We start from the raw sequence: 21842 nt of genomic DNA, 5'->3' as shown, positions 1-21842 counted from the left end.
TTCCGGCGTAGCTCAGCGGTAGAGCAGTTGACTGTTAATCAATTGGTCGTAGGTTCGATCCCTACCGCCGGAGCCAATTTTCCTCAGACTGTTACAACGATCTTGTGACCATTGGCGTCGATCACCTGAACAGGTGTATCGTATAGGTCTGTGAGGACTGGTTCATTAATCACGTCATCGACCGGCCCTTGGGCTGCTACAGTACCGTTTTTCATGGCAATCACGTGATCGGCATAGCTGCCTGCCACTGTCAGATCGTGCAGGACTAGAATAACGGTTTTACCCTTTTCGACTTCTTCGCGTGCAATTTTCATAACGCGGCGGGCGTGGACCAGGTCAAGGTTGTTCAGTGGTTCGTCTAGCAGAACGATGTCGGTGCCTTGTGCCAGCGTCATTGCGATCAGCGCACGTTGCCGTTGGCCACCCGATAGCGTGTCCAGAAAACGGTCGGTAAATTCGGTCAGCTCCATTCGCGCGATAATGTCATCGACGATATTGTGATCCTGCTGTGTCATCCGACCGTGGCTGTGCGGGTACCGCCCAAACCCGACCAGATCCCGAACGGTCAGTCGTGGCGCGACGTGGGTATCTTGGCGCATAATCGCCAGTCGCAAGGCCAGATCACGTGGCGCAAAGTCGGAAATGTTTTTATCCCCGATTTCGATTGTGCCTGCGTCGGCTGCGGTCAATCGGCCAATTGCTGCCAAAAGGGTGGATTTGCCCGCACCGTTCGGACCGACTAGCGCGGTCATCTGGCCCGCAGGTACCGTCGTATCGACATCATGTAGGATCGGGGTGCGGTCCAATGTGACCGACAAATTGCGAACGGTAATCATGTGCGTCGCCTTTTCAAAATCAGGTAAAGAAACACCAAACCGCCCAGACCTTCGATCACGACAGAAACGCTGGCCGATAGGTTAAGAACGCGTTCAAAAATGGTTTGGCTAAAGATAAGGATAATTGCCGATAGTAGGGCCGCCACGGGTATCAGCACCGCGTGTCGCCACGTGCCCGCAATTTGGTACGTTACCGCAGATACCAACAGGCCGAAGAACACGATGGGGCCGACCAGTGCCGTAGATACGGATACCAATAGGGCCACTACAATTAGCAACTGCCTTGTGCTGCGGTCATGATCAATGCCCAGATTGATCGCGTAGTCGCGGCCCAATGCGATGACGTCCAATTCGCGATGGCGGCTCCATAACCACAGCGTACAGGCCAGCGTAATGACCATAGCAACCAATGTTAGGTCCTCGTTCATCGCGTTGAACTGGGCAAAGCTAACTTGCTGAATGATCGAAAATTCATTCGGATCGATGATGCGGTTCACCATAGAGGTTAGGCTGCGAAACATGACGCCTAGGATCAGACCAGTTAGGATCATTCGGCTAATGTCGCTGGCATCACGCAATACCACACGAAACAAAATCAGCGCTGCCCCCGTCATGACCAGCGTTTCCGCGGCAAATTTCAGGAATGATCCCATTGATGCATAGGCCAAACTGCCGATCGTCAGGACAAGCACGCTTTGGATCATAAGGTAAAGCGCATCAAAGCCCATGATTGATGGGGTCAAAATGCGATTTCCGCTCAGGGTTTGGAAAATGATCGTGGACTGCCCGATCGCAATCGCAATCGTCATCATGGTCAACAATTTGCCGCCGCGAAAGGCCAGTATGAAATCCCAATTGCCTCGTGCGCCGATGGTCATGAACAGAACACATGACAGAACAAATCCCGCGATTAGGGTTGAAATCAGGATCGTATTACGCACGGGCGCGGGCCTTTGTATGCAGTAGATACAGGAACAGGATTGCCCCCAGTACTCCCAGCACGGTGCCGACGGGAATTTCGAACGGATATCGGATCAATCGCGCGACAATGTCACAAAACAAAACAAGGCATGCGCCGAAAATCGCGACAACAGGCAGGGTGCGTCGCAGGTTTTCGCCATAGATGCGCGCAACAATATTCGGGACAACCAAACCGACAAAAGGGATCATGCCCACGGTCACAACGGTGATTGCCGAGATCACAGAAACCAAAGCCAGCCCCAGCCGCATGACTTGGCGATAATTCAGCCCCAGCGAATGGGACGCGCTGTCGCCCATTCCGGCAATGGTGAATCGATCCGCGTAGAAATAGGCGATGATCGCCATGGCTCCGCCGATCCATAAGTATTCATAACGGCCCAAGATGACGCCCGAAAATTCGCCGCCCATCCAGATGCCGATGTATTGCAGTAGATCGCGTTCATAGGCGATGAAGGTGGTAAATGCCCCAATGATGCCGCCGAACACGATGCCCGATAGTGGCACCATCAACGGGTCCTGTCGCGGCAGCCGGCGGACGATTTGCAGGAAAATTGCGGTGCCGACTAATGCGCTGGTCGTCGCTGCGCCCATTAGTATCCAAATCGGCAATCCAGGGGCTAATATTGTGATGGCCACCAACCCCAGCGCGGCAGATTCGCCCGTACCAGCAGTTGATGGTTCAACGAAACGGTTGCGGGCGAGCATTTGCATAATCACGCCCGCAACAGCCAACCCCGCGCCAGCTAAAATAGTGGCAGCGGTGCGGGGCAGGCGGCTAAGGTACAACAGCCACAGATTGTCAGCCGACAGCGACGCGACCCCCGTAAGCACGCTTACGATGGTCAACGCAGCTAGCGTCGATAATGCTATGGCTGTGTTTCGGGTCACGAATTGGTGCCGCCAAATGCTGCCTGAACAGCGTCAAGCAGTTTGATGGTCGATGTATAACCGCCGCCCGCAACGTAAACTTCGGCGGAAGGCAGGTAAACGATTTGACCATTTTGGCCCGCGGTGGTGCCTGCGACCAATGAGTTGTTCAATGTCGCGGCTGCGGATTCGCCCTCTTGGCCGATGGCTGCTGCGCGGTCCAGAACCAGAATCCAGTCTGGGTTGGTCTCTGCGATGAATTCAAAGGAAATCGCTTCGCCGTGGGTGACGGTTTCGATGTCTTCGATCACTGGGGCCAGACCCAGTTCATTGTGCAGCCAGCCAAAACGGCCCTCGGCGCCGTAGGCAGAGATTTTTCCGCCGTTGGTCATTACAATCAGCGCATTGCCGCGACCTTCGGTCAGCTCTTGGGTTTCGGATAGTTCAGCCTCTAGGGTCGCAACCAGTTCGGCGGCTTTATCTTCTAGGCCGAATAGGGTGCCATAGTCGGTGATCCGCGTACGGGTGTAGTCGATCAGATTATAACCGCGCATTGTCATATCGATGGTTGTCGCCAATTTGGACAGGTCTTCGACCTTTGACGACGAACGGTTTGCCGCGACAACCAGATCAGGCGCGAGCGCGTTGATTGCTTCGTAATCTGGTTCATGCAATGTGCCCAAACCAGCGCCATATTCCGCAAGGTGAGGGAAATAAGTTTTGTCAGGCGCATTCAGGCCCGATACGCCCAATGCGTCCAGAATATCCAGCTGTGCAATGTCCAGAACTGCGATGGTTTCTGGCTGAGATTCCAATTCAACAGCGCCAAGAGCGGTTTCAATCGACACTGTTTCGGCGAATGCGGGCGCAGCCATTGCGATGATCGCTGCAGAGATTGTGAAATGACGGGTCATTAGACTTTCCTGATTTCCTAATTTTCTGGCTACTTGCGTTGGCTATTAACCTACCAATTACGTCAGGTAATTCAGGATAGCCACCCAATGTTGATAAAAATAGTTGGTAAATTTTCCGAGAGCGCCTTTGCGCAAATGCACAGAACTGCATTTCTGCCCTTTGGCGTTGCCCATCGCGCATTATTGCGCTATCGCAGCGGCAATCTAGACAGAGGGTTACCATGACAAACAAGAACGGTCTGACATATGCCGATGCTGGCGTAGATATCGATGCTGGCAATACGCTTGTTGAACGGATCAAGCCTGCGGCGAAACGCACGGCACGTTCTGGTGTTATGGCTGGCTTGGGCGGCTTTGGCGCGTTGTTCGATCTGAAAGGCGCAGGCTACAACGATCCGATCCTTGTTGCGGCGACCGATGGCGTTGGCACCAAACTGCGTATCGCGATTGATACTGGCAATGTTGATACCGTGGGCATCGACCTGGTGGCGATGTGCGTCAACGATCTGGTGTGCCAAGGCGCGGAACCTCTGTTTTTCCTAGACTACTTTGCCACGGGCAAACTGGACGTCGATGCGGCGACCCGTATCATCAACGGCATCGCTAAAGGCTGCGAAGACAGCGGTTGTGCATTAATCGGCGGTGAAACCGCTGAAATGCCTGGCATGTACGAAGGCGGCGATTTCGATCTGGCTGGTTTCTCGGTCGGTGCAATGGAACGCGGTGCGGATCTGCCCGCCGGCGTGTCCGAAGGCGATGTTCTGTTGGGTCTGGGATCGAACGGCGTGCATTCGAACGGCTATTCTTTCGTGCGCAAAGTTGTCGAAATGTCTGGCCTGTCGTGGGACGACAAAGCGCCATTCGCTGACGGCACATTGGGTGCTGAATTGCTGGCACCAACCCGTTTGTACGTGAAACAGGCGCTGGCTGCGGTACGTGCGGGCGGCGTTCACGCGCTGGCACACATCACTGGTGGCGGTCTGACCGAAAACCTGCCTCGCGTCCTGCCCGAAGGTTTGGGCGCAGACATCGATCTGTCGGCTTGGGAACTGCCTGCAGTATTCCGTTGGTTGGCTGAAACCGCTGACATGGCGGAATCGGAACTGCTGAAAACCTTCAACTCTGGCCTGGGCATGATCGTCGTGGTCGCGGCAGACCGCGCTGATGATCTGGCTGCGTTGCTGGCCGAACAGGGCGAAACCGTATCGCGCATCGGCACCATTACCGCAGGCGAAGGCGTGCGTTATTCGGGCAAGCTTCTGTGACGAAACGCGTCGCAATCCTGATTTCTGGCGGCGGGTCCAACATGGTCTCGCTGGTTCAGGATATGCAGTCCGGCGACCATCCGTGTGAACCCGTACTGGTCGTGTCGAACGTGCCGGATGCGGGCGGTTTGAAAAAAGCCGTCGATCTGGGCGTTGAGACCGCCGTGGTCGATCACAAACCGTTCGGTAAAGACCGCGAAGCGTTCGAGGCAGAGCTGACCCGCGTTTTGGAACTGGCGCAGCCTGATATCATCTGTTGTGCTGGCTTTATGCGTATTCTGACCGAAACCTTTACCAAACGGTGGGGTGGTCAGATGTTGAACATTCACCCGTCGCTTTTGCCGAAATACAAAGGCTTGCACACGCATCAACGTGCGCTGGACGCAGGCGACGCTGAACATGGCTGTTCCGTACACGAAGTGACCGCAGAATTGGACGGTGGGCCGATTTTAGGTCAAGCTGTCATCGCGGTAGAGGCAGAAGACACTGCTGAAACATTGGCCGCGCGGCTACTGGCATGGGAACATAAATTGTACCCGGCTGTGCTGCGCCGCTATGCTGCGGGTGACCGCTCTATGTTGCGTCTTGGCTAAAGCAGGGCTCTGGCTAGACGGTTGGGAACACAAGGGCGCGCAGGGATGTGCGCCTTTTCTATGAGGTCTGGAAAGATTTCGAAAATTTCGTCCAGTGCCTCTGTCGGTAAATCAAGACGGGACTGGGGGCCGATTAGCAAACTTTCGGTTGCTGCGCCTTCGGTAAAGATGACTTCGTGTTGATCAAACATCACGTGGACATAGGTAATTTCGGCCATCGGTTTTTGATGAATTCCCATCCATCCAACCATCGAGATCGCAGGAACTAAGACTTGCGGTTCCCCTAAGTATAATGTCGCTGATGTTGTCGAGACGAGGATCCTGTGCTGCGGCGAAACGATCAGATCGCGCTCATTATCAATCGCCCCCTTTGGGATAATCACCGGAGCCAGTCGTCCGGTCGCATCCACGATGCTTTTTCCGATCCAGCGGACGGGTTTGGCGCCGTGATCCATGGTTTGGACCAAATCGCCTATCGTTAAATTTTCTATGGGGATCTGCCCCGTCGGTGTCAAAACCGCAGTCCCAACAGCGAAGCAAGGAAATTCTGTCTTGTTTTTGCCATAACCGTAGGCGTTGCCGTTTTTGTCGTGTCCTTTGTGTAGTCCGTTGTCAGTTCCATTGGGCATTGATTACTCCTTCCACCATGAGTAATGCATTGTTCCTCCCTTATAGGTTTAATAATCGTCAATTTACTCACCCATGTTAGTTTTTAAATCTGCTTTTGGTTGAAATGCTGTCGTGATCTTTCCAATCGGTCCGATTTCATCTACACAACCTGTGAAAAGATCGAGAGATACCGCAGTAAATGAAGACCATCACAACGACCGAGGCGTTGGCCGCCTTTTGCGAAGAAGCAGCAAAACGCCCATATGTGACCGTCGACACCGAATTTTTGCGTGAACGCACATATTATTCGAAACTTTGCCTGATCCAGATGGCCTATCAGGATGACCTAGGCGAGGACGCTGTTTTGGTCGATCCGTTGGTCGAAGGTCTGTCTCTTGAACCGATGTATGACCTGTTCCGGAACACCACCGTGGTCAAAGTATTCCATGCCGCGCGTCAGGATCTGGAAATCTTTTTCGTTGATGCTGGTTTTATTCCGACGCCTTTGTTTGATACTCAGGTCGCCGCTATGGTCTGCGGCTATGGCGAACAGGTTGGCTATGAAACGCTGGTGCGTAAAATTGCCAATGCATCGCTGGATAAATCGTCGCGTTTCACCGATTGGTCGCGCCGTCCGCTAACGGATGCGCAAATGAAATACGCGGTCGCTGATGTAACGCATCTGCGCGATATTTACGAAGTTTTGTCCAAGCGTTTGGCGAAATCGGGCCGCGCCCGTTGGGTTTCCGAAGAAATGGCCGTGCTAAACGATCCACAAACCTATGTATCGCACCCCGACGATGCGTGGAAACGCGTGAAAACCCGCACCAGTTCTGGCCGTTTTCTGGCCATTGTGCGCGAGCTGGCTCGTTTCCGCGAAGGATACGCCCAATCGCGCAACATTCCACGTAGTCGCGTTTTCAAAGACGACGCGCTGGTAGAGTTGGCATCGACCAAACCTGAATCAGAAAAAGATTTGAACCGGTCTCGACTGCTGCTGCGCGAGGCACGCAAGGGCGAAATTGCTGACGGTATTCTGACCGCGATTAAAACCGGTCTGGCTGTCAAACCCGAAGACGCGCCCAAGCCCGATCAGACGCGTGAAAAACTACAGGTTAATCCAGCATTGGCCGATCTTTTGCGCGTACTGCTAAAGGCCAAAGCAGAAACCGAAGGCGTTGCGCAGAAATTGATTGCAACATCTGCTGATCTGGACGCAATCGCGGCAGGTGAACGTGATGTAAAGGCTCTAACTGGTTGGCGTCGCGAGGTTTTTGGCGAAGAAGCGTTAGAGCTGTGCGCAGGTAAAATTGCCCTTGCGACCAAAGGCAACGACGTCATCACAATCAAATTGTAAGATCAGCGGGTCGTTTGAAGCGACCCGTTCTGCCCCTGAACCACAACGCGGCGGATTTGGGCCAGTTCAGCGGTGTCTATGGATTTTGCGACTGTGACGGACTGCTGGCCAGTTGATGCGCCGCGTTCTGTCACGAATGCATATGTCGCTGTGCCGTTTTCTAGACCTAGCAAAACCAGCTCTGCGTTGTAGGGCTGTCCAGTTACCAGCGCGGTTGCACGAATAATGGCACCGTCGTTTGTACGTTCGATCGCAAGGCTAGTAACCTGATCTGCAGGAACGCGTTCGTCAACAAAGACAATCGCACGATTTTGGGGGATCAATGGTCGGATGACCGTTTCTTCGGTCGCGACTGCGGCAGGTTCGGCCGGACCGAACCAGTTCAACGGGTTAAGGCGCGATTGCGAAATGCGGGCGCAGCCCGAGATGGTGATTAAAACGCAAGCTGCCAAACCGATTTGCCGCAACATGTCGTACCTCTTTTCGTCATTTGCAAAATTGGTAGACGAAACTGATCCTGTTGGAAAGCATCCTCTGGACGTTTTGGCCATAGCACCCTAAGTCCAAAGGTAAGACAAAGAAGGGACCGAGCCATGGCCACCGACGCCTTTGAAGAAATCGCAGACACCTTTGATTTTCTGGACGATTGGGAAGACCGTTATCGTCACGTGATTGACATGGGCAAAGCAATGCCGCCACTGGACGATGCGTTCAAGGTTCCCGCAACCAAAGTTGACGGCTGTGCAAGTCAGGTGTGGTTGGTGCCTAACACTGACGGCGGTGTGTTCACGTTCAAAGGTGATAGCGATGCGATGATCGTCCGCGGCCTGATTGCTGTGCTGCACGCGCTGTATTCTGGCGTCCCCGTGGCCGAGGTGAACAAGATTGACGCCCATGCAGAACTGGGCCGATTGGGCCTGAACGAACATCTCTCGGCGCAGCGATCCAACGGCGTGCGTGCGATGATCGAACGCATTCGTCAGACCGCCGCTGCAGCTTAACGGGGTAGGGGATCCAATGTGATCCCGATCCATTCGGCCAGTGTTGCGGTCGAAATTTCGTGGTCTTCGATCGACGGCAGACCGGAAATGCCAATCGCCGCAACAAAGCCGGCATTTTTCACGAAGATCGGAAACCCTCCGCCGTGGATGACGAAATCTTCGTAGCGCAGGCCGACGTCGGGCCATTGTTCGCGGCCTTCGGCGTTATATTCCAGACCGGCGCGCATGGATGATTTGTAGGTGCGTAGGACCGTGTTGATCTTGCGGCGGCCCCAGTCCTGATTTTCTGGCGTCGCGCCAGGCAGCGTGGCAAAGAAATAGCGCCGCGAAGCAGAGCGAATTTCGATGCTGACGGGGGCTTTCATAGCGGCGGCGCGGGCCCGCAATGCACAGCCCAATTCAAAGGCGATGTTTTCGTCAAAAGCATCCAAAACCAGACGCTTTTCTTGGTTCGTAATGGCAGAAATCAGTTCACTGGACATTATGGCTCCTCCGTAACGGCGCCACGTTAGACGGTTGAATTGCAACTACAATGGGTGGATGGCATTTCGTTTCAAAACGCGTCATGCGTGTTTGATCGCCGTTTCCAATTCGCCATAGCCCGTGAACCGGCGTTCATAGGCCAGCCCCATCCGATCCGCGTGTTTGCGGGCTAGATCGTCCAGCTCGGGATCGTCGATTTGGGCCAGATAGACCAGTTTGTCGTAATTGCCGAAATACAGGGATAACAGCTCGGGGTGTTTATCCAACCCCAAAGGTTTCCAGACAAAGGCATCAAACTGACGCGCTAAAAAATCGGTCAGGAAAAACGCGGTGACTTCGCCGCGGGATTCAAACTGGTCCACGCCGTCGAAAAAGGCATAGCAATGCGGGCCACGGATCATGCCCACGCCCATGTCAGCGCAGGCCATTTCCAGCAATCCGCCTGTGCCGCAATCGGCATAGGCCACAAATACGCGGTCGTAATCAGCGCGGTGTTTTTCAACAGCATCCCGCACGGCGTCGGTGATGCGTTCGGGGTGGTTGTGCAGGATCGCGGGCAGGCATTGTAAGTCTAGGTGATCCAGACCATTCATGCGTTTGATCGCCAAAATCTCATGGGCCAAAGCCCCGCAGGCGATAATTAAAACACGGCCCCGCCCATTCGGAGCGAGGCCGTCAATCGTTAGCGACTGATCGTTAAGATCAGGCATTCATTTGGTTGTGACGACGCGTGACAAAGGTTTTCGCGGTTTCCACAGCAACAGCTGCGTCACGGCAATAGGCGTCAGCGCCGATCGCGCGACCGAATTCTTCGTTCAGTGGGGCGCCGCCAACCAGAACGACATAGTCATCGCGGATACCTTGTTCGACCATCGTGTCGATGACAGTTTTCATATAAGGCATGGTGGTGGTCAGCAGAGCGGACATGCCTAGGATGTCTGGCTTTTCAGCTTCGAGCGCTTCTAGGTATGCTTCGACCGCGTTGTTGATGCCCAGATCGACAACTTCGAAACCTGCGCCTTCCATCATCATGGAAACAAGGTTTTTGCCGATGTCGTGAATGTCGCCTTTAACGGTGCCGATGACCATTTTGCCAACGCGCGGCGCGCCGGTTTCAGCCAGCAGCGGTTTCAGGATAGCCATGCCGCCCTTCATCGCGTTTGCCGCCAGCAGAACCTCTGGCACGAACAGGATACCGTCGCGGAAATCTTTGCCGACGATGGTCATGCCGCCAACCAAGGCTTCGGTCAGGATGCGGTAGGGGGCCCAACCGCGTTCAAGAAGGATGTTAACGCCTTCTTCGATTTCTTCTTTCAGACCATCGTAAAGGTCGTCGAACATTTGTTCGACAAGCTCTTCGTCGTTCAGGTCGGACAGGATCAGATCATCATCTTCAGACATGGCAATCGCTTTCATGCACATCGTTGTTTTATTCTAGATGCGGCCAAAGCGGCAATCGGTCTGAACCGATTGCGACTTTGGTTGTGCCGGAAACGACGGGCGTATTGTCGCGCGTCGTTTTTTATCCGCGGCGGCGGGATTTGCGGCGTTCGGGTCCGCTGTCATCGGTGCCGTCGGACTGGGACGAAAACCCACCCAGTTTTTCGGCGATTTCATCCAGCGACGGACGGTCGCCGCGTGGACGGGTTTCCAGCGCCTCTTTCATAGCGGCCAGATGTTCTGGCGTGGTGCCACAGCAGCCACCGATGATGGTCGCGCCGCAATCGCGGGCCAGAACGGCATAGTCGCCCATCAGTTCAGGGGTGCCGTCATAGTGGATGTGGCCGTCGTGGTATTTGGGGATGCCTGCGTTACCTTTGGCGATGATCGGGGTTTCGGTGCCTGTCGCGGCAAAGCCCAAAACGGTGCGCAGCAGGTCGGACGCGCCAACACCGCAGTTTGCGCCGAACGCCAGTGGTTGGTGATCCAGTTTGCCGACCAGTTTCGCCAGATCTGCACTCGTGATGCCCATCATGGTTCGGCCTGCCGTGTCGAACGACATGGTGCCAGCCCATGGCATACCAGCCAGTTTCGCGGCCTCGGCTGCAGCTTTGTATTCTTCTGAGGCGGAAATGGTTTCGACCCACAAAAGGTCTACGCCGCCTTCTTTCAGGCCTTCGGCCTGTTCGTGGAACATCTCAACTGCCAGTTCGTGGGTCAGGCTGCCCATTGGCGCCATGATTTCACCCGTTGGCCCGACAGAGCCTGCGACGATCACTGGGCGGCCCGCTTTGTCCGCCAATTCGCGGCCCAATTCAGCGCCTGCGCGGTTCAGTTCGCGAACGCGGCTTTGGGCGTCGTGCAGTTTCAGGCGCGATGCGTTGCCGCCAAAGGTGTTGGTCAGAAACAGGTCCGAACCAGCATCAATTGCGCCAGAATATAGCGCTTTGATCTTTTCTGGTTCATCCACGTTCCACAGTTCGGGCGCATCACCCGAGCTAAGGCCCATGTTGAACAAATTCGTCCCCGTCGCGCCATCGGCCAGCAGCCAGTCGCGCGTTTCAAGAAGTTTGGAAAGGGCGTTTGTCATGTTGGACCCCATAGAAGCCAAGAATCATATTTTGCCCCGCATTACACGGGGTGTTCACTATTTTAAATCCTTATAGCCTTATGCCATGGCCGGTAATCGGATGGACCCGCCGCACCGTGGATCAAAAGCGACGTTTTATTGGCTTTGGGCGGCAATTTGCATTTTGGTTTCTTTTAGCAACTCTGACATTTTCGACCGGATTGTTTGTTCGTCAACCTTTCCGTCCAGGTCAGACGCCAGTTTGCGATAGACGTCTTCATCGCCTACCTCTTCAAAATCGGCTTTGACGACGTCTTTGGCATAGTCGTCTGCATCTGTTCCTGTTTTTCCCAACAGGTTTGCCGCCCATAGGCCGATCAATTTGTTCCGCCGAGCCTCGGCTTTGAATTGCAATTCGGCATCATGGGCAAATTTGGTTTCAAAGGCGTTTTCGCGGTCGTCGAAGGTGGTCATGATAGCCTCGGATCAGGGGTGGTTATGCCATTGATATGGGTGCCGCTACAGTTTGTGCCAAGGTGACAGGCCATTTGCGTATCTAATTGACGTCATATTCTTGCAGCTTTTGGGGGCTTGCCCTATACGCGGGGCCAAGACTCACGCCGCGTCACTGCGGCAATCATAGGGATTCCCGCATGGCGCGTCGCAACAAAATCTACGAAGGCAAAGCAAAGATCATCTACGAAGGTCCCGAACCTGGCACCATCGTTCAGTATTTCAAAGATGATGCGACCGCATTCAATGCCGAAAAAAAGGCCGTGATCGAAGGTAAAGGCGTGTTGAACAACCGCCTGTCCGAATTCTTTATGACTGGCCTTCAGGCTGTTGGCATTCCGACCCACTTTATCAAACGCCTGAACATGCGCGAACAGCTGTGCCGTCAGGTGGAAATCGTTCCTTTGGAAGTCATCGTTCGTAACTATGCGGCGGGTTCCATGGCGAAACGTCTGGGATTGGAAGAGGGCATGCAACTGCCGCGTCCGATCGTTGAATTTTCGTACAAAGACGACTCGCTTGGCGATCCACTGGTGCCCGAAGAATACATTGCGGCATTCGGCTGGGCTACTCAGCAGGAACTGGACGAAATCGTTTCGATGGCGCTGCGCGTCAATGATTTCCTTTCGGGCGTCATGCACGGCGTCGGCATCCGTTTGATCGATTTCAAAATCGAAATTGGCCGCGTCTGGGAAAACGATTTCCAGCGTCTGGTTGTTGCGGACGAGATCAGCCCAGACAGCTGCCGCCTGTGGGATATCGAAACTGGCCAGAAACTGGACAAAGACGTATTCCGTCGCGATCTGGGCAACCTGACCGACGCCTATACCGAAGTTGCGAAACGTTTGGGCGTTCTGCCTTCGAACGTGACCCACCCAAACAAACCTACCTTGATCAACTAAAAGGATACACCCGATGAAAGCTCGTGTGCATGTCATGCTGAAAAATGGCGTTCTGGACCCACAGGGCGAAGCTGTTCGCCATGCTTTGGGCGCGATCGGTTTCGACGGTGTCGAAGGTGTGCGTCAGGGTAAAGTGATCGAACTGGACCTTGCCGAAGGCACGTCCGAAGAGACTGTTAAAGAGATGTGCGAAAAGCTGCTCGCGAACACGGTTATCGAAAGCTACACGGTGGAGCTGTCGTAATGAAGGCGGCGGTTCTTCAATTTCCGGGTTCCAACTGCGACCGCGACATGGCGGTTGCACTGGAACAAGCCGGCGCAGACGTCACCGTCGTTTGGCACAAAGACGCCGAACTACCGAAGGTTGATCTGGTTGCTGTTCCGGGCGGTTTTTCGTTTGGCGACTACCTGCGCTGCGGCGCGATTGCAGCGCAATCGCCAGTGTGCAAAGGCCTGATCGATCACGTTCATGCAGGTGGTTATGCCTTGGGCGTTTGCAACGGTTTTCAGGTTCTGACCGAAACCCGCCTGCTGCCCGGCGCGCTGATGCGCAACGCTGGTCTGAAATTCGTTTGCAAATCGGTCGGCCTAAAAGTCGAAACCACCGATAGCGCGTTTACCTCGGCTTATACCCAAGGTCAGATCATCGACATCCCCGTTGCGCACCACGATGGCAACTATTTCTGTGACGATGAAACCCTGGCACGTCTGCAGGGCGAAGGTCAGATCGCGTTTACCTACACAGACAACCCAAATGGCGCCCGTGCGGATATCGCTGGCGTTCTGTCGGACAACCGCCGCGTTCTTGGCATGATGCCACACCCAGAACGTGCTGTTGACGCGGATCATGGCGGCACCGATGGACAGGCGCTTTTCCGCTCTTTGCTGGACCAACTGGTCAGCGCCTGATTGAGCATTGCGTGGGGCGAGCGTAACATCGCCCCATGCGTGATAACCCCGTGAACCGAGTAAATCGTATCAAATTAGGGCGCTGGATTAACCGGCTTGCCTTTACTTTGTTCGTAATGATTGCGGTCGGGGTGGTGTATTTCACCAACCTTCTACTGACAGAGCGTTTTACCGAAAGCACCCGCAACCGCGCTGAAGTGCGGATGACGCTATATGTCGGTAACTTGATTTCCGAACTTCAGCGCAATTCGATTGTGCCGCAGTTGCTGGCGCGTGATCCTGAATTGCTGCGCGCGCTTCAAGGCGCTGAATATACGCTGTCCACCCAGCGGTTGCTGTCTTTCGTCGATGAAATCGGCGCTGCGTCTTTGATGTTGTTGGACAAAGACGGTCGCACTGTCGCCGCAACGGATCGTAACCGATTGGGCGAAAACCACCGCACGGACCCGTATTACGTTAATGCGCTGCGGTCTAACGCCACGATTTTCACCACAGTGCAGGGCGAATCCGGCGGATATGCCTTCGTCTATTCACGCAGGATGGAAGACGCGACAGGTCTATTGGGTGTCATCACGGTTGAGGTTGACCTGCAAAAGCTAGAGCGAAGCTGGGCAAGTATTTCGGACGCTGTGTTCGTTACTGACAGCGAAGGCACGATTGTATTGACGACCGAACCGCAATGGCGCGGCATGAGTGAAGGCGATGCGCTTACGGCTCTCACCCCATCCGATGCCATCGATCGTGCCTTTAGTGCATTCAACCGCGATTGGGCCGTGTCGCCCATTGATACCTATCTGCGAGGCGAGGCGGTGATGCGCCGCGAAGCCCGCGTTCCGTTCCAAGGCTGGCGCATGGTCAGTTTCACCACCTACAGTTCTGTGCGGGAAAAGGTGAACGGCGTTCTGGCGCTGGAAATCATGGGTTTTGCGATATTGCTGGCGCTTGCCTTTTGGGTATCGTCACGCAAATCGGCATCGCGCGTTGTTGTGTTTCAACGTGAATCGGCTGAACTGCGTGCGCTAAATATCCGTTTGCAAAGGGAAATCTCAGAACGTCAGCGGATGGAAAAAACGCTAGAGGTTGCTGAACAATCGCTGGCGCAATCATCGAAATTGGCGGCTTTGGGTGAAATGTCGGCAGCTGTCAGTCACGAACTGAACCAACCTTTGGCCGCGATGCGCACCTATCTTGCAGGTGCAAAACTGTTGTTGCAACGCCGCCGAGTGGACGAAGCGTTATCATCATTCCAGCGTATCGATGACCTGATTGGCCGAATGGGGGCGATCACAAAACAGCTGAAATCCTATGCCCGCAAAGGCAAAGACGCGTTCGAAAAGGTCGATGTGCGTGATGCCGTTTCCACCGCACTGTCGATGATGGAACCGCAGCTGAAGGCCCGCAAGATCGCGATCACAAAGACGATCCCGACAGAGCCAGCATACATCTACGGCGACCGTTTGCGGTTAGAACAGGTGTTGATCAATCTGATGCGCAACGCATTGGACGCAACCAAAGGTGTCGATGAACCAGCCGTGGAAATTCAGCTGACTGTTGGTGACACCGTGCGTCTGATTGTGCGCGACAACGGCCCCGGTATCGAAGACCTAGAGGCGCTGTTTGAACCTTTCTACACCACCAAACAGCCGGGCGAAGGAGTGGGGCTGGGCCTCGCGATTTCGTCAGGCATTGTGAACGACCTTGGGGGTCGCCTCACCGCACATAACGGTGCAAATGGGGGGGCTGTATTTGATGTACAGCTTCCTATCTATATCGAAGACGTCGAAGCAGCGGAGTAACGTAGTATGAGTAAGGCCATGAAAATCGCCATCGTCGATGACGAAAAGGACATGCGCCAATCAATCGGTCAGTGGCTCGCCCTGTCTGGCTTTGATACGGAAACATTCGCAAGCGCCGAAGATGCGTTAAAGGCTCTGACCCCTGACTATCCTGGGATTGTGATCAGTGACATTCGCATGCCTGGCATGGATGGGATGCAATTTTTGCGAAAACTCAAGGGATTGGACAGTTCAATCCCTGTGATTATGATTACAGGTCATGGTGACGTTCCTATGGCCGTCGAAGCGATGCGGATCGGTGCGTTCGATTTTCTGGAAAAACCGTTTAATCCAGACCGCATGACCGAATTGGCGAAAAAGGCCACAGCATCGCGTCGGATGACGTTGGATGCCCGCGTTTTGCGCAAAGAATTGTCCGACGGCACCGCGTTGATGCAAAAACTGATCGGCGCGTCCCCCGTTATGGAGCGACTGCGCGAAGATATTCTGGATCTGGGTCAGTCTGATGGTCACGTTTTGATCGAAGGTGAAACTGGCACTGGTAAAACTTTGATCGCTCATGCGCTGCACGCGGTCAGCGCGCGGGCGTCGAAACGTTTTGTTATCCTGTCTTGCTCTGCATTTGATGAGGACAGCCTGAACCGCCGTTTATTTGGGCCTGCCCAAGATGATGAACCGATCCCTGCAATGGAAGAAGCCCGCGGCGGAACGCTTGTGCTAGAGGATATTGAATCTTTGTCCGCAGCGCAGCAGTCGCGCCTGATGACAGCGATCAATGAACAAGGCACTCCGTCAGAGACGCGGATTATTGCAATTTGTAATCTTCAAGAGCAGGACAAAACCTGCGAAAGCGAATTGCGCGCCGATCTGTTCTATCGCCTTGCCGCGCTTCGCCTGACGGCTCCGCCTTTAAGAGCCCGAGGCGAGGATATTCTAACGCTTTTCACATCCTACAGCGATCAATTCGCGGATGAATATGGCTGTGACGCGCCCAAAGTATCCGCACAAGAGGCCGCGCAGCTGTTGCAAGCTCCTTGGCCCGGTAACGTGCGTCAACTGATCAATGTGGCTGAACGTGCCGTACTGCAGTCGCGCCGCGGATCCGGTACGATCGCATCTTTGTTGATGTCCGACACCGAAGAACATGCGCCCACCATGACGACTGAAGGCAAGCCCCTGAAAGAATTCGTTGAGGCATTTGAGCGTATGTTGATCGACAACACTATGCGCCGCCACAAAGGGTCGATTGTATCGGTCATGGATGAACTATGCCTGCCGCGCCGTACGCTGAACGAAAAAATGGCGAAATACGGGCTTCAACGGTCGGATTATCTTTGACATCAATAGTCGCCCTTTAGTTTAACGCCCCATAATTGTTTGCGATGCAGGTTGAGTGGGGCGCCATGCGTTTTTTCGGGATTTTGTCGTTTGGGATTTTGGCGGGCTGTGTTGGGTCCGAGCGTTTGTATTTCGGTGGGAACATCGAGGATATGCAGCCAGACGGCAGTTTTGCCATCACCGAAATCGCAGAGACCAAGGTTGTCGAATATAATGGTTCCGTCGCAGCCGCCTATGGATATGGCTGGGCAGATCCCGAAACTATGGCCGGTGATCGCGGTGTGTTCGCTGTTTCCGGATTTTTGGACGACACGGATGTCGGAACGATCCCGACGTCGGGAACAATGTCACATACAGCAATTTATGGCATGTATGTCGTCACGGGCACCTATGACTCCTTTTCGCCCTCCGACTGGGAATACAACGAAGTTAATGGAATCATGACGGTCACCGTTGATTTTGATGATCAGAACTTTGACGCGGCATCTGCGGACGGACAGATCGTGATGGACGGGCACGTCCATAACGGCACATTGTTCGGCACCCTAGAATACACCGACGCAGATTATGACGCATCGGGGTATGTCGAGGGCGTTTTCGGCACCGAAGGCACCGTTGGTGCGTTCGACTGTGATGGTGATAACATCATGTGCGCTGGCGCTTTTGCTTCACCTTAAAAGCCCAGATTTTCAGGTTCATTTGGTCAATCTGAAACTTATCCATTGTAATTTATCCCCAGCCACGATTAGATAGTAGGACGTGATGGCGTCCGCATTGGCGCGGCCGACCTCCGGAAAGTTTCACTGTCTCAGGCATTTGGGTTAAACGACTCGGCCTCCGACAGAGTTGATCGGGCCCGATATTGGGCCACAGGATTGCCCTGGCAGCGCGAGTTTATCGGACGCGCCGGGCTTGTAACGGGCGCCCCCGAAAGGGTTGGCGCTAAGGAAGAACCGCGATGCAACGCGTGCTGGACACAGGCAACAAAATGACGGCCCCAAGGGGCCTCTTTGCCTGCCGCATGACGATCGCCAACGACAGACACATCCAAAACGCAACCACAGCACCTCCGGGGCTGGCGGGTCGTTTTGCGTGTGCAAATGGAACCTATGGCAAAGAAGATGCTAATCGATGCCACTCACGCGGAAGAAACCCGCGTCGTAGTGGTGGACGGCAACAAAGTAGAAGAGTTTGACTTTGAGAGCCAATCCAAACGCCAGCTTGCTGGTAATATTTATCTCGCAAAAGTAACGCGCGTTGAACCGTCGCTTCAGGCGGCGTTCGTAGACTATGGCGGAAATCGTCATGGTTTCTTGGCGTTTTCCGAGATCCACCCAGATTACTACCAAATTCCGGTCGCTGATCGCGAAGCGCTGATCGCCGAAGAAAAGGCATATGCCGAAAGCTTGGCCGCGGAAGAGGAAGAAGAAAAGCCAAAGAAGGTATCGCGCCGTCGTCGGTCGCGGTCCAAAGCGGCTGCTGCAAAATCCAACGATCCAGTCGCCACCAAAGAGGTCGAGGCCGAGCCGAAGGGCATGGAAACCATCGATCTGGGTGAGGATGATCAGTCTGACAATGCCGATGAGGCTGTCCAGATTGATGCGCCCGAAGCAGAGGTGACAGAAGCACCGGTTGCCGAGGCAGTAGCCGAAGAGCCAGTCGCAGAAGACGTAAAGTCCGAAGAGGCGGCTGAAACAGCCGAAGTAGCCCAAGAAGAGGTTGCTGAGACCGAAGCCGCTGATGCAGACGTGGCCGAGGCATCCGACAAGTCTGATGATGAGTCCGAAAACGACGACAGCGACGACGAAGATAGCAACGACGACGCTGACGAAGATGATGATATTGAATCGGTCGCAGACGATGACGATGCCGAAGAGGTTCGTCCAGCACGCAAACCGCGTCCAAAGCGTTACAAGATCCAAGAGGTCATCAAGGTCCGTCAGGTCCTGTTGGTTCAGGTCGTCAAAGAAGAGCGCGGCAACAAGGGTGCTGCACTGACGACTTATCTGTCGCTAGCTGGGCGTTACTGCGTATTGATGCCAAACACCGCGCGTGGCGGTGGCATCAGCCGCAAAATCACCAACGCTGCTGACCGCAAAAAACTAAAAGAGATCGCAAATGAAATGGATGTGCCTGATGGCGCAGGCCTGATCATCCGTACGGCGGGTTCCCAGCGGACCAAAGCCGAAATCAAACGCGACTACGAATATCTGCAACGGCTGTGGGAACAGATCCGTGAACTGACGCTTAAATCTGCGGCTCCGGCCAAGATTTACGAAGAAGGCGATCTGATCAAACGCACCATTCGCGATCTGTATTCAAAAGAGATCGAAGAAGTAATCGTTGCAGGCGAGGGCGGTTACCGCACCGCTAAGGACTTCATGAAAATGATCATGCCGTCCCATTCGAAAAACGTGAAATTCTACGCCGACCAGCTGCCTTTATTCGCCCGTTATCAGGTCGAAGGCTATCTGGCTGGCATGTTCAATCCCGTGGTTCAACTGCCGTCGGGCGGCTACATCGTGATCGGCGTGACCGAAGCATTGGTTGCTGTTGACGTGAACTCTGGCCGTGCGACCAAAGAAGGGTCGATTGAACAGACCGCGCTGAAAACCAACCTTGAGGCCGCTGACGAAGTTGCTCGCCAATTGCGTCTGCGCGATTTGGCTGGTCTGATCGTCATCGACTTTATCGATATGGACGAGCGCAAGAACAACACAGCCGTTGAAAAACGGATGAAGGAAAAGCTGAAAACCGACCGCGCCCGCATTCAGGTGGGTCGCATTTCCGGCTTTGGTCTGATGGAAATGTCGCGTCAGCGTCTACGCCCCGGCATGATCGAGGCGACAACCCAGCCTTGTCCGCATTGTCATGGAACGGGTCTGCTGCGTTCGGATGACAACGTGGCCCTGTCGATCCTGCGTCAGTTGGAAGAAGAAGGCGTTCGTGGCCGTTCGAAAGAGGTGCTGGTCAAAGCGCCGATTGCGATCGCGAACTTCTTGATGAACCAAAAACGCGAACACGTGGCCCAAATTGAATCGACTTACGGCATGGCGGTCAGTATTGAATGCGACCCGACCAAAGTGTCGCCCGATTTCGAAGTCGAAAAGTTTAAAACCGCGACACGTATCGTGCCTGCTGCTGCGCCTGTTGTTTCGGTCGCAAGCGTCGTCATCGAAGATGATGATGATCAGGATGTTTCCGAGGACGAAGAAAACAAGGTCGAGGCCGAAGAGGGCGAAGACGAAAAGCCTAAAAAGCGCCGTCGCCGTCGTCGTCGTCGGAAAAAGCCTACAAACGGTGAAGGTGAAGCAACCGAGGGTTCGTCGGAAAATGCGTCTGAAGAAAATTCCGATGCTGGGTCCGAGGGTGATGCTGTAGCTGACAAACCAGCCGCAGAAGAAACCGCAGACGAAACACCTGCTGCTGACAGCGTAGCTGAGGCCGAAGAAGCGCCGAAGCCGAAAAAACGCACCTACACGCGTCGCAAAAAGGCCGAACCAGCACCAGAAGTCGACGGCGAAGTAGCGGCAGAGACCGCGCCAGAGGCAGAGGCCGAAGCGCCAAAGCCAAAGCGGACCCGTACCCGCAAAAAGAAAGAGCCTGAGGCCGAAAAGCCGACTGAAGCTGCAACGGATGAAACCGCCGCTGCCGAGGAAGCGCCAAAGCCGAAACGGACCCGCACCCGCAAGAAACCAGAGCCAAAAACAACCGAGGTTGTTGAAGGCACGGTCGAGGGTGATGCAGCCGAAGTGTCAGAAGCAGCGCTAGAGCCGAAAGAAACCGAAGAGGTAGCGCCAGAGGTTCAGCCTGAACCGGTGGATGTGGCCAGCCCAGAGCCGGTCGAGGCTCCGTCGGATACGTCCGCACCGGTTGGCGCAGGGCCAGAGCCATCGCAAGCCGAAGAGGCTGCTGTAGAAACAGTAGAAGCCGAAGAGCATGTGAAACCTGAACCAGAGCCAGAACAGCCAAAGCGTCGCGGCTGGTGGTCGCTAGGTTAATGACACAAAAGGCCGTCCCATCGGGGCGGCCTTTTCTTTCAGTCCATCGCCAAACTGTGACGACAGGGCACAGTCATTTGGGATGACCTTTTGCGCATGTCGCGTTATTTCAAGTCAGACGAAGCAAAGGAACCAAAATGGGCGAACTGTTTTCAACCGAATTTGTTATGGATGCGAGCCTTTGGGCCGCGATGTCCGTTGCGTTGATTGCGGGACTTTTATCATTCCTTAGCCCCTGCGTTTTGCCTGTGGCTGCGCCTTATCTTGCCTATATGGGCGGCGTTACCGTTTCGGAAATGGACGCCGGAGAAGGCCGCGCCCGTGGTCGTGTCATTTTGGCGGCGATATTTTTCGTGCTTGGCCTATCAACGGTTTTCATCTTTTTAGGCTACAGCATGTCCATAATTGGAAAAATGTATTGGTCTATTATTGAATGGATCAACTACATCGCTGGTGTTGTTGTGATCATCTTTGGTCTTCATTTCATGGGCGTTTTTCGTTTCGCTTTTTTGATGAAAGAAGCGCGCTTTGACGTTCGCGATCAGGGTGGTTCGGCTGTCGGCGCTTATGTTTTGGGGTTGGCCTTTGCCTTTGGCTGGACCCCATGTCTGGGGCCGATCCTGTCGGCTATCTTATCGCTAGCCGCGCAAGAGGCGAACGCCGCCCGTGGTGCCATTCTCCTGGGTACCTATGCGGCTGGACTAGGTATCCCGTTCCTGCTGGTTGCCATCTATTTTTCGCGGCTTAAAGGGCTGATGAATTGGATGAAACGCAACATGGGCGCGATCGAAAAAACGTCTGGCGTGTTTTTGATCATCGTTGGCATTTTGCTGCTAACAGGCCAATTCACGGTTCTTTCAAACTGGCTCTTGTCCACATTCCCGTTTCTGGCCAAAATCGGCTAGGGCTATCGTTCTGGGATCAATCGCGCTAACCTGATGATCGGAACGCATAATTTGGCGTAGGGT

23 protein-coding genes and 1 tRNA gene are annotated in these 21842 nt (G+C 54.3%); 13 read left to right on the top strand and 11 right to left on the bottom strand.

Going from position 1 to position 21842, the window contains the following annotated elements:
• Position 1 precedes the first annotated feature (1 nt).
• A tRNA-Asn gene (locus BVC71_RS05755) sits at positions 2-76 on the top strand.
• 7 nt (positions 77-83) lie between these two features.
• Here the strand turns inward: BVC71_RS05755 and BVC71_RS05750 are convergent.
• From BVC71_RS05750 to BVC71_RS05735, 4 genes are read right to left on the bottom strand one after another with little or no spacing between them, the layout of a single operon-like run.
• Positions 84-836 carry an iron ABC transporter ATP-binding protein gene (locus tag BVC71_RS05750; protein WP_086450608.1) on the bottom strand — a complete coding sequence of 251 codons (753 nt, stop codon included), beginning with the start codon at positions 834-836 and terminating at the stop codon, positions 84-86.
• Entirely contained in the window at positions 833-1777 is a 945-nt protein-coding gene (locus tag BVC71_RS05745; protein WP_240516785.1) for an iron chelate uptake ABC transporter family permease subunit, read from the bottom strand. The genes BVC71_RS05750 and BVC71_RS05745 overlap by 4 nt, the downstream gene beginning before the upstream one ends.
• The gene (locus BVC71_RS05740; protein ID WP_086450607.1) at positions 1770-2705 is read right to left on the bottom strand and encodes an ABC transporter permease; all 936 of its coding nucleotides are present in this window, start codon (positions 2703-2705) and stop codon (positions 1770-1772) included. Before BVC71_RS05740 ends, BVC71_RS05745 begins: the two co-directional genes overlap by 8 nt.
• Positions 2702-3598, bottom strand: a complete 897-nt coding sequence (locus tag BVC71_RS05735; protein ID WP_086450606.1) for a siderophore ABC transporter substrate-binding protein — start codon at positions 3596-3598, stop codon at positions 2702-2704. Before BVC71_RS05735 ends, BVC71_RS05740 begins: the two co-directional genes overlap by 4 nt.
• Positions 3599-3819: 221 nt before the next feature.
• On the opposite strand from BVC71_RS05735, the gene purM reads away from it, so the two are divergent.
• Together purM and purN are read left to right on the top strand one after the other, a co-directional pair.
• On the top strand, positions 3820-4863 hold the full coding sequence (gene purM, locus BVC71_RS05730) for a phosphoribosylformylglycinamidine cyclo-ligase (RefSeq protein ID WP_086450605.1): 1044 nt from the start codon (positions 3820-3822) through the stop codon (positions 4861-4863).
• Positions 4860-5456, top strand: a complete 597-nt coding sequence (gene purN, locus BVC71_RS05725; protein ID WP_086450604.1) for a phosphoribosylglycinamide formyltransferase — start codon at positions 4860-4862, stop codon at positions 5454-5456. Before purM ends, purN begins: the two co-directional genes overlap by 4 nt.
• On the opposite strand, the gene BVC71_RS05720 is transcribed toward purN, so the two are convergent.
• Positions 5453-6085, bottom strand: coding sequence for a Hint domain-containing protein (locus BVC71_RS05720; RefSeq protein WP_086450603.1), 633 nt, complete (start codon positions 6083-6085; stop codon positions 5453-5455). The genes purN and BVC71_RS05720 overlap by 4 nt on opposite strands.
• Before the next feature lie 179 nt (positions 6086-6264).
• Between BVC71_RS05720 and rnd the strand changes: the two genes are divergently transcribed.
• The gene (rnd, locus tag BVC71_RS05715; protein ID WP_086450602.1) at positions 6265-7422 is read left to right on the top strand and encodes a ribonuclease D; all 1158 of its coding nucleotides are present in this window, start codon (positions 6265-6267) and stop codon (positions 7420-7422) included.
• 2 nt (positions 7423-7424) lie between these two features.
• Here the strand turns inward: rnd and BVC71_RS05710 are convergent, their stop codons facing one another.
• Entirely contained in the window at positions 7425-7892 is a 468-nt protein-coding gene (locus BVC71_RS05710; RefSeq protein ID WP_086450601.1) for a hypothetical protein, read from the bottom strand.
• A gap of 123 nt (positions 7893-8015) precedes the next feature.
• On the opposite strand from BVC71_RS05710, the gene BVC71_RS05705 reads away from it, so the two are divergent.
• Positions 8016-8423, top strand: coding sequence for a SufE family protein (locus BVC71_RS05705; protein WP_086450600.1), 408 nt, complete (start codon positions 8016-8018; stop codon positions 8421-8423).
• On the opposite strand, the gene BVC71_RS05700 is transcribed toward BVC71_RS05705, so the two are convergent.
• The 5 genes from BVC71_RS05700 to BVC71_RS05680 all read right to left on the bottom strand — a co-directional run bounded on the left by BVC71_RS05700 (position 8420) and on the right by BVC71_RS05680 (position 11889).
• Positions 8420-8905 carry a heme-degrading domain-containing protein gene (locus tag BVC71_RS05700; RefSeq protein WP_086450599.1) on the bottom strand — a complete coding sequence of 162 codons (486 nt, stop codon included), beginning with the start codon at positions 8903-8905 and terminating at the stop codon, positions 8420-8422. The two genes, BVC71_RS05705 and BVC71_RS05700, sit on opposite strands and share 4 nt — an antisense overlap.
• Positions 8906-8986: 81 nt before the next feature.
• Positions 8987-9616 (bottom strand): DUF1638 domain-containing protein, encoded by a 630-nt coding sequence (locus BVC71_RS05695; RefSeq protein ID WP_086450598.1) that lies wholly within the window; start codon positions 9614-9616, stop codon positions 8987-8989.
• Positions 9609-10307, bottom strand: coding sequence for a corrinoid protein (locus tag BVC71_RS05690; protein ID WP_086450717.1), 699 nt, complete (start codon positions 10305-10307; stop codon positions 9609-9611). Before BVC71_RS05690 ends, BVC71_RS05695 begins: the two co-directional genes overlap by 8 nt.
• Positions 10308-10428: 121 nt before the next feature.
• Positions 10429-11436, bottom strand: coding sequence for a betaine--homocysteine S-methyltransferase (gene bmt, locus BVC71_RS05685; protein WP_086450716.1), 1008 nt, complete (start codon positions 11434-11436; stop codon positions 10429-10431).
• Between the two features lie 135 nt (positions 11437-11571).
• Positions 11572-11889: a DUF1476 domain-containing protein gene (locus BVC71_RS05680; protein WP_086450597.1), complete on the bottom strand. Its 318-nt coding sequence runs from the start codon at positions 11887-11889 to the stop codon at positions 11572-11574.
• Between the two features lie 179 nt (positions 11890-12068).
• Here BVC71_RS05680 and purC point away from each other — a divergent pair, with 179 nt between their 5' ends.
• From purC to BVC71_RS05640, 8 genes are all read left to right on the top strand, one after another.
• A complete protein-coding gene (gene purC / locus BVC71_RS05675) occupies positions 12069-12830 on the top strand; it encodes a phosphoribosylaminoimidazolesuccinocarboxamide synthase (RefSeq protein ID WP_086450596.1) in 762 nt (253 codons plus the stop codon).
• Between the two features lie 13 nt (positions 12831-12843).
• A complete protein-coding gene (gene purS / locus BVC71_RS05670; RefSeq protein WP_086450595.1) occupies positions 12844-13074 on the top strand; it encodes a phosphoribosylformylglycinamidine synthase subunit PurS in 231 nt (76 codons plus the stop codon).
• Complete coding sequence (purQ, locus tag BVC71_RS05665; RefSeq protein WP_086450594.1) at positions 13074-13739, top strand: phosphoribosylformylglycinamidine synthase subunit PurQ; 666 nt, start codon at positions 13074-13076, stop codon at positions 13737-13739. Before purS ends, purQ begins: the two co-directional genes overlap by 1 nt.
• A gap of 35 nt (positions 13740-13774) precedes the next feature.
• Positions 13775-15535 carry a sensor histidine kinase gene (locus BVC71_RS05660; RefSeq protein WP_086450593.1) on the top strand — a complete coding sequence of 587 codons (1761 nt, stop codon included), beginning with the start codon at positions 13775-13777 and terminating at the stop codon, positions 15533-15535.
• Between the two features lie 6 nt (positions 15536-15541).
• Positions 15542-16873 (top strand): sigma-54-dependent transcriptional regulator, encoded by a 1332-nt coding sequence (locus BVC71_RS05655; protein WP_086450592.1) that lies wholly within the window; start codon positions 15542-15544, stop codon positions 16871-16873.
• 65 nt (positions 16874-16938) lie between these two features.
• Complete coding sequence (locus BVC71_RS05650) at positions 16939-17550, top strand: hypothetical protein (protein ID WP_133064494.1); 612 nt, start codon at positions 16939-16941, stop codon at positions 17548-17550.
• Between the two features lie 432 nt (positions 17551-17982).
• On the top strand, positions 17983-20874 hold the full coding sequence (locus BVC71_RS05645; RefSeq protein ID WP_086450715.1) for an Rne/Rng family ribonuclease: 2892 nt from the start codon (positions 17983-17985) through the stop codon (positions 20872-20874).
• 146 nt (positions 20875-21020) lie between these two features.
• Positions 21021-21779: a cytochrome c biogenesis protein CcdA gene (locus tag BVC71_RS05640; protein ID WP_086450714.1), complete on the top strand. Its 759-nt coding sequence runs from the start codon at positions 21021-21023 to the stop codon at positions 21777-21779.
• Positions 21780-21842 lie beyond the last annotated feature (63 nt).

It is taken from the genome of Marivivens niveibacter (assembly GCF_002150005.2).
GTDB classification, from domain to species: Bacteria; Pseudomonadota; Alphaproteobacteria; order Rhodobacterales; family Rhodobacteraceae; genus Marivivens; species Marivivens niveibacter.
The sequence above is the reverse complement of the archived record's forward strand: the minus strand, read 5'-3'. Positions and strand labels throughout refer to the sequence as shown.

Coding starts and splice junctions, on each gene's coding strand:
- BVC71_RS05750 (WP_086450608.1), bottom strand. CDS start 836: ATGATTACCGTTCGCAATTTGTCGGTCACATTGGACCGCACCCCGATC.
- BVC71_RS05735 (WP_086450606.1), bottom strand. CDS start 3,598: ATGACCCGTCATTTCACAATCTCTGCAGCGATCATCGCAATGGCTGCG.
- purM (WP_086450605.1), top strand. CDS start 3,820: ATGACAAACAAGAACGGTCTGACATATGCCGATGCTGGCGTAGATATC.
- BVC71_RS05720 (WP_086450603.1), bottom strand. CDS start 6,085: ATGCCCAATGGAACTGACAACGGACTACACAAAGGACACGACAAAAAC.
- rnd (WP_086450602.1), top strand. CDS start 6,265: ATGAAGACCATCACAACGACCGAGGCGTTGGCCGCCTTTTGCGAAGAA.
- BVC71_RS05710 (WP_086450601.1), bottom strand. CDS start 7,892: ATGTTGCGGCAAATCGGTTTGGCAGCTTGCGTTTTAATCACCATCTCG.
- BVC71_RS05705 (WP_086450600.1), top strand. CDS start 8,016: ATGGCCACCGACGCCTTTGAAGAAATCGCAGACACCTTTGATTTTCTG.
- BVC71_RS05700 (WP_086450599.1), bottom strand. CDS start 8,905: ATGTCCAGTGAACTGATTTCTGCCATTACGAACCAAGAAAAGCGTCTG.
- BVC71_RS05695 (WP_086450598.1), bottom strand. CDS start 9,616: ATGCCTGATCTTAACGATCAGTCGCTAACGATTGACGGCCTCGCTCCG.
- BVC71_RS05690 (WP_086450717.1), bottom strand. CDS start 10,307: ATGTCTGAAGATGATGATCTGATCCTGTCCGACCTGAACGACGAAGAG.
- bmt (WP_086450716.1), bottom strand. CDS start 11,436: ATGACAAACGCCCTTTCCAAACTTCTTGAAACGCGCGACTGGCTGCTG.
- BVC71_RS05680 (WP_086450597.1), bottom strand. CDS start 11,889: ATGACCACCTTCGACGACCGCGAAAACGCCTTTGAAACCAAATTTGCC.
- purC (WP_086450596.1), top strand. CDS start 12,069: ATGGCGCGTCGCAACAAAATCTACGAAGGCAAAGCAAAGATCATCTAC.
- purS (WP_086450595.1), top strand. CDS start 12,844: ATGAAAGCTCGTGTGCATGTCATGCTGAAAAATGGCGTTCTGGACCCA.
- purQ (WP_086450594.1), top strand. CDS start 13,074: ATGAAGGCGGCGGTTCTTCAATTTCCGGGTTCCAACTGCGACCGCGAC.
- BVC71_RS05660 (WP_086450593.1), top strand. CDS start 13,775: ATGCGTGATAACCCCGTGAACCGAGTAAATCGTATCAAATTAGGGCGC.
- BVC71_RS05655 (WP_086450592.1), top strand. CDS start 15,542: ATGAGTAAGGCCATGAAAATCGCCATCGTCGATGACGAAAAGGACATG.
- BVC71_RS05650 (WP_133064494.1), top strand. CDS start 16,939: ATGCGTTTTTTCGGGATTTTGTCGTTTGGGATTTTGGCGGGCTGTGTT.
- BVC71_RS05645 (WP_086450715.1), top strand. CDS start 17,983: ATGGCAAAGAAGATGCTAATCGATGCCACTCACGCGGAAGAAACCCGC.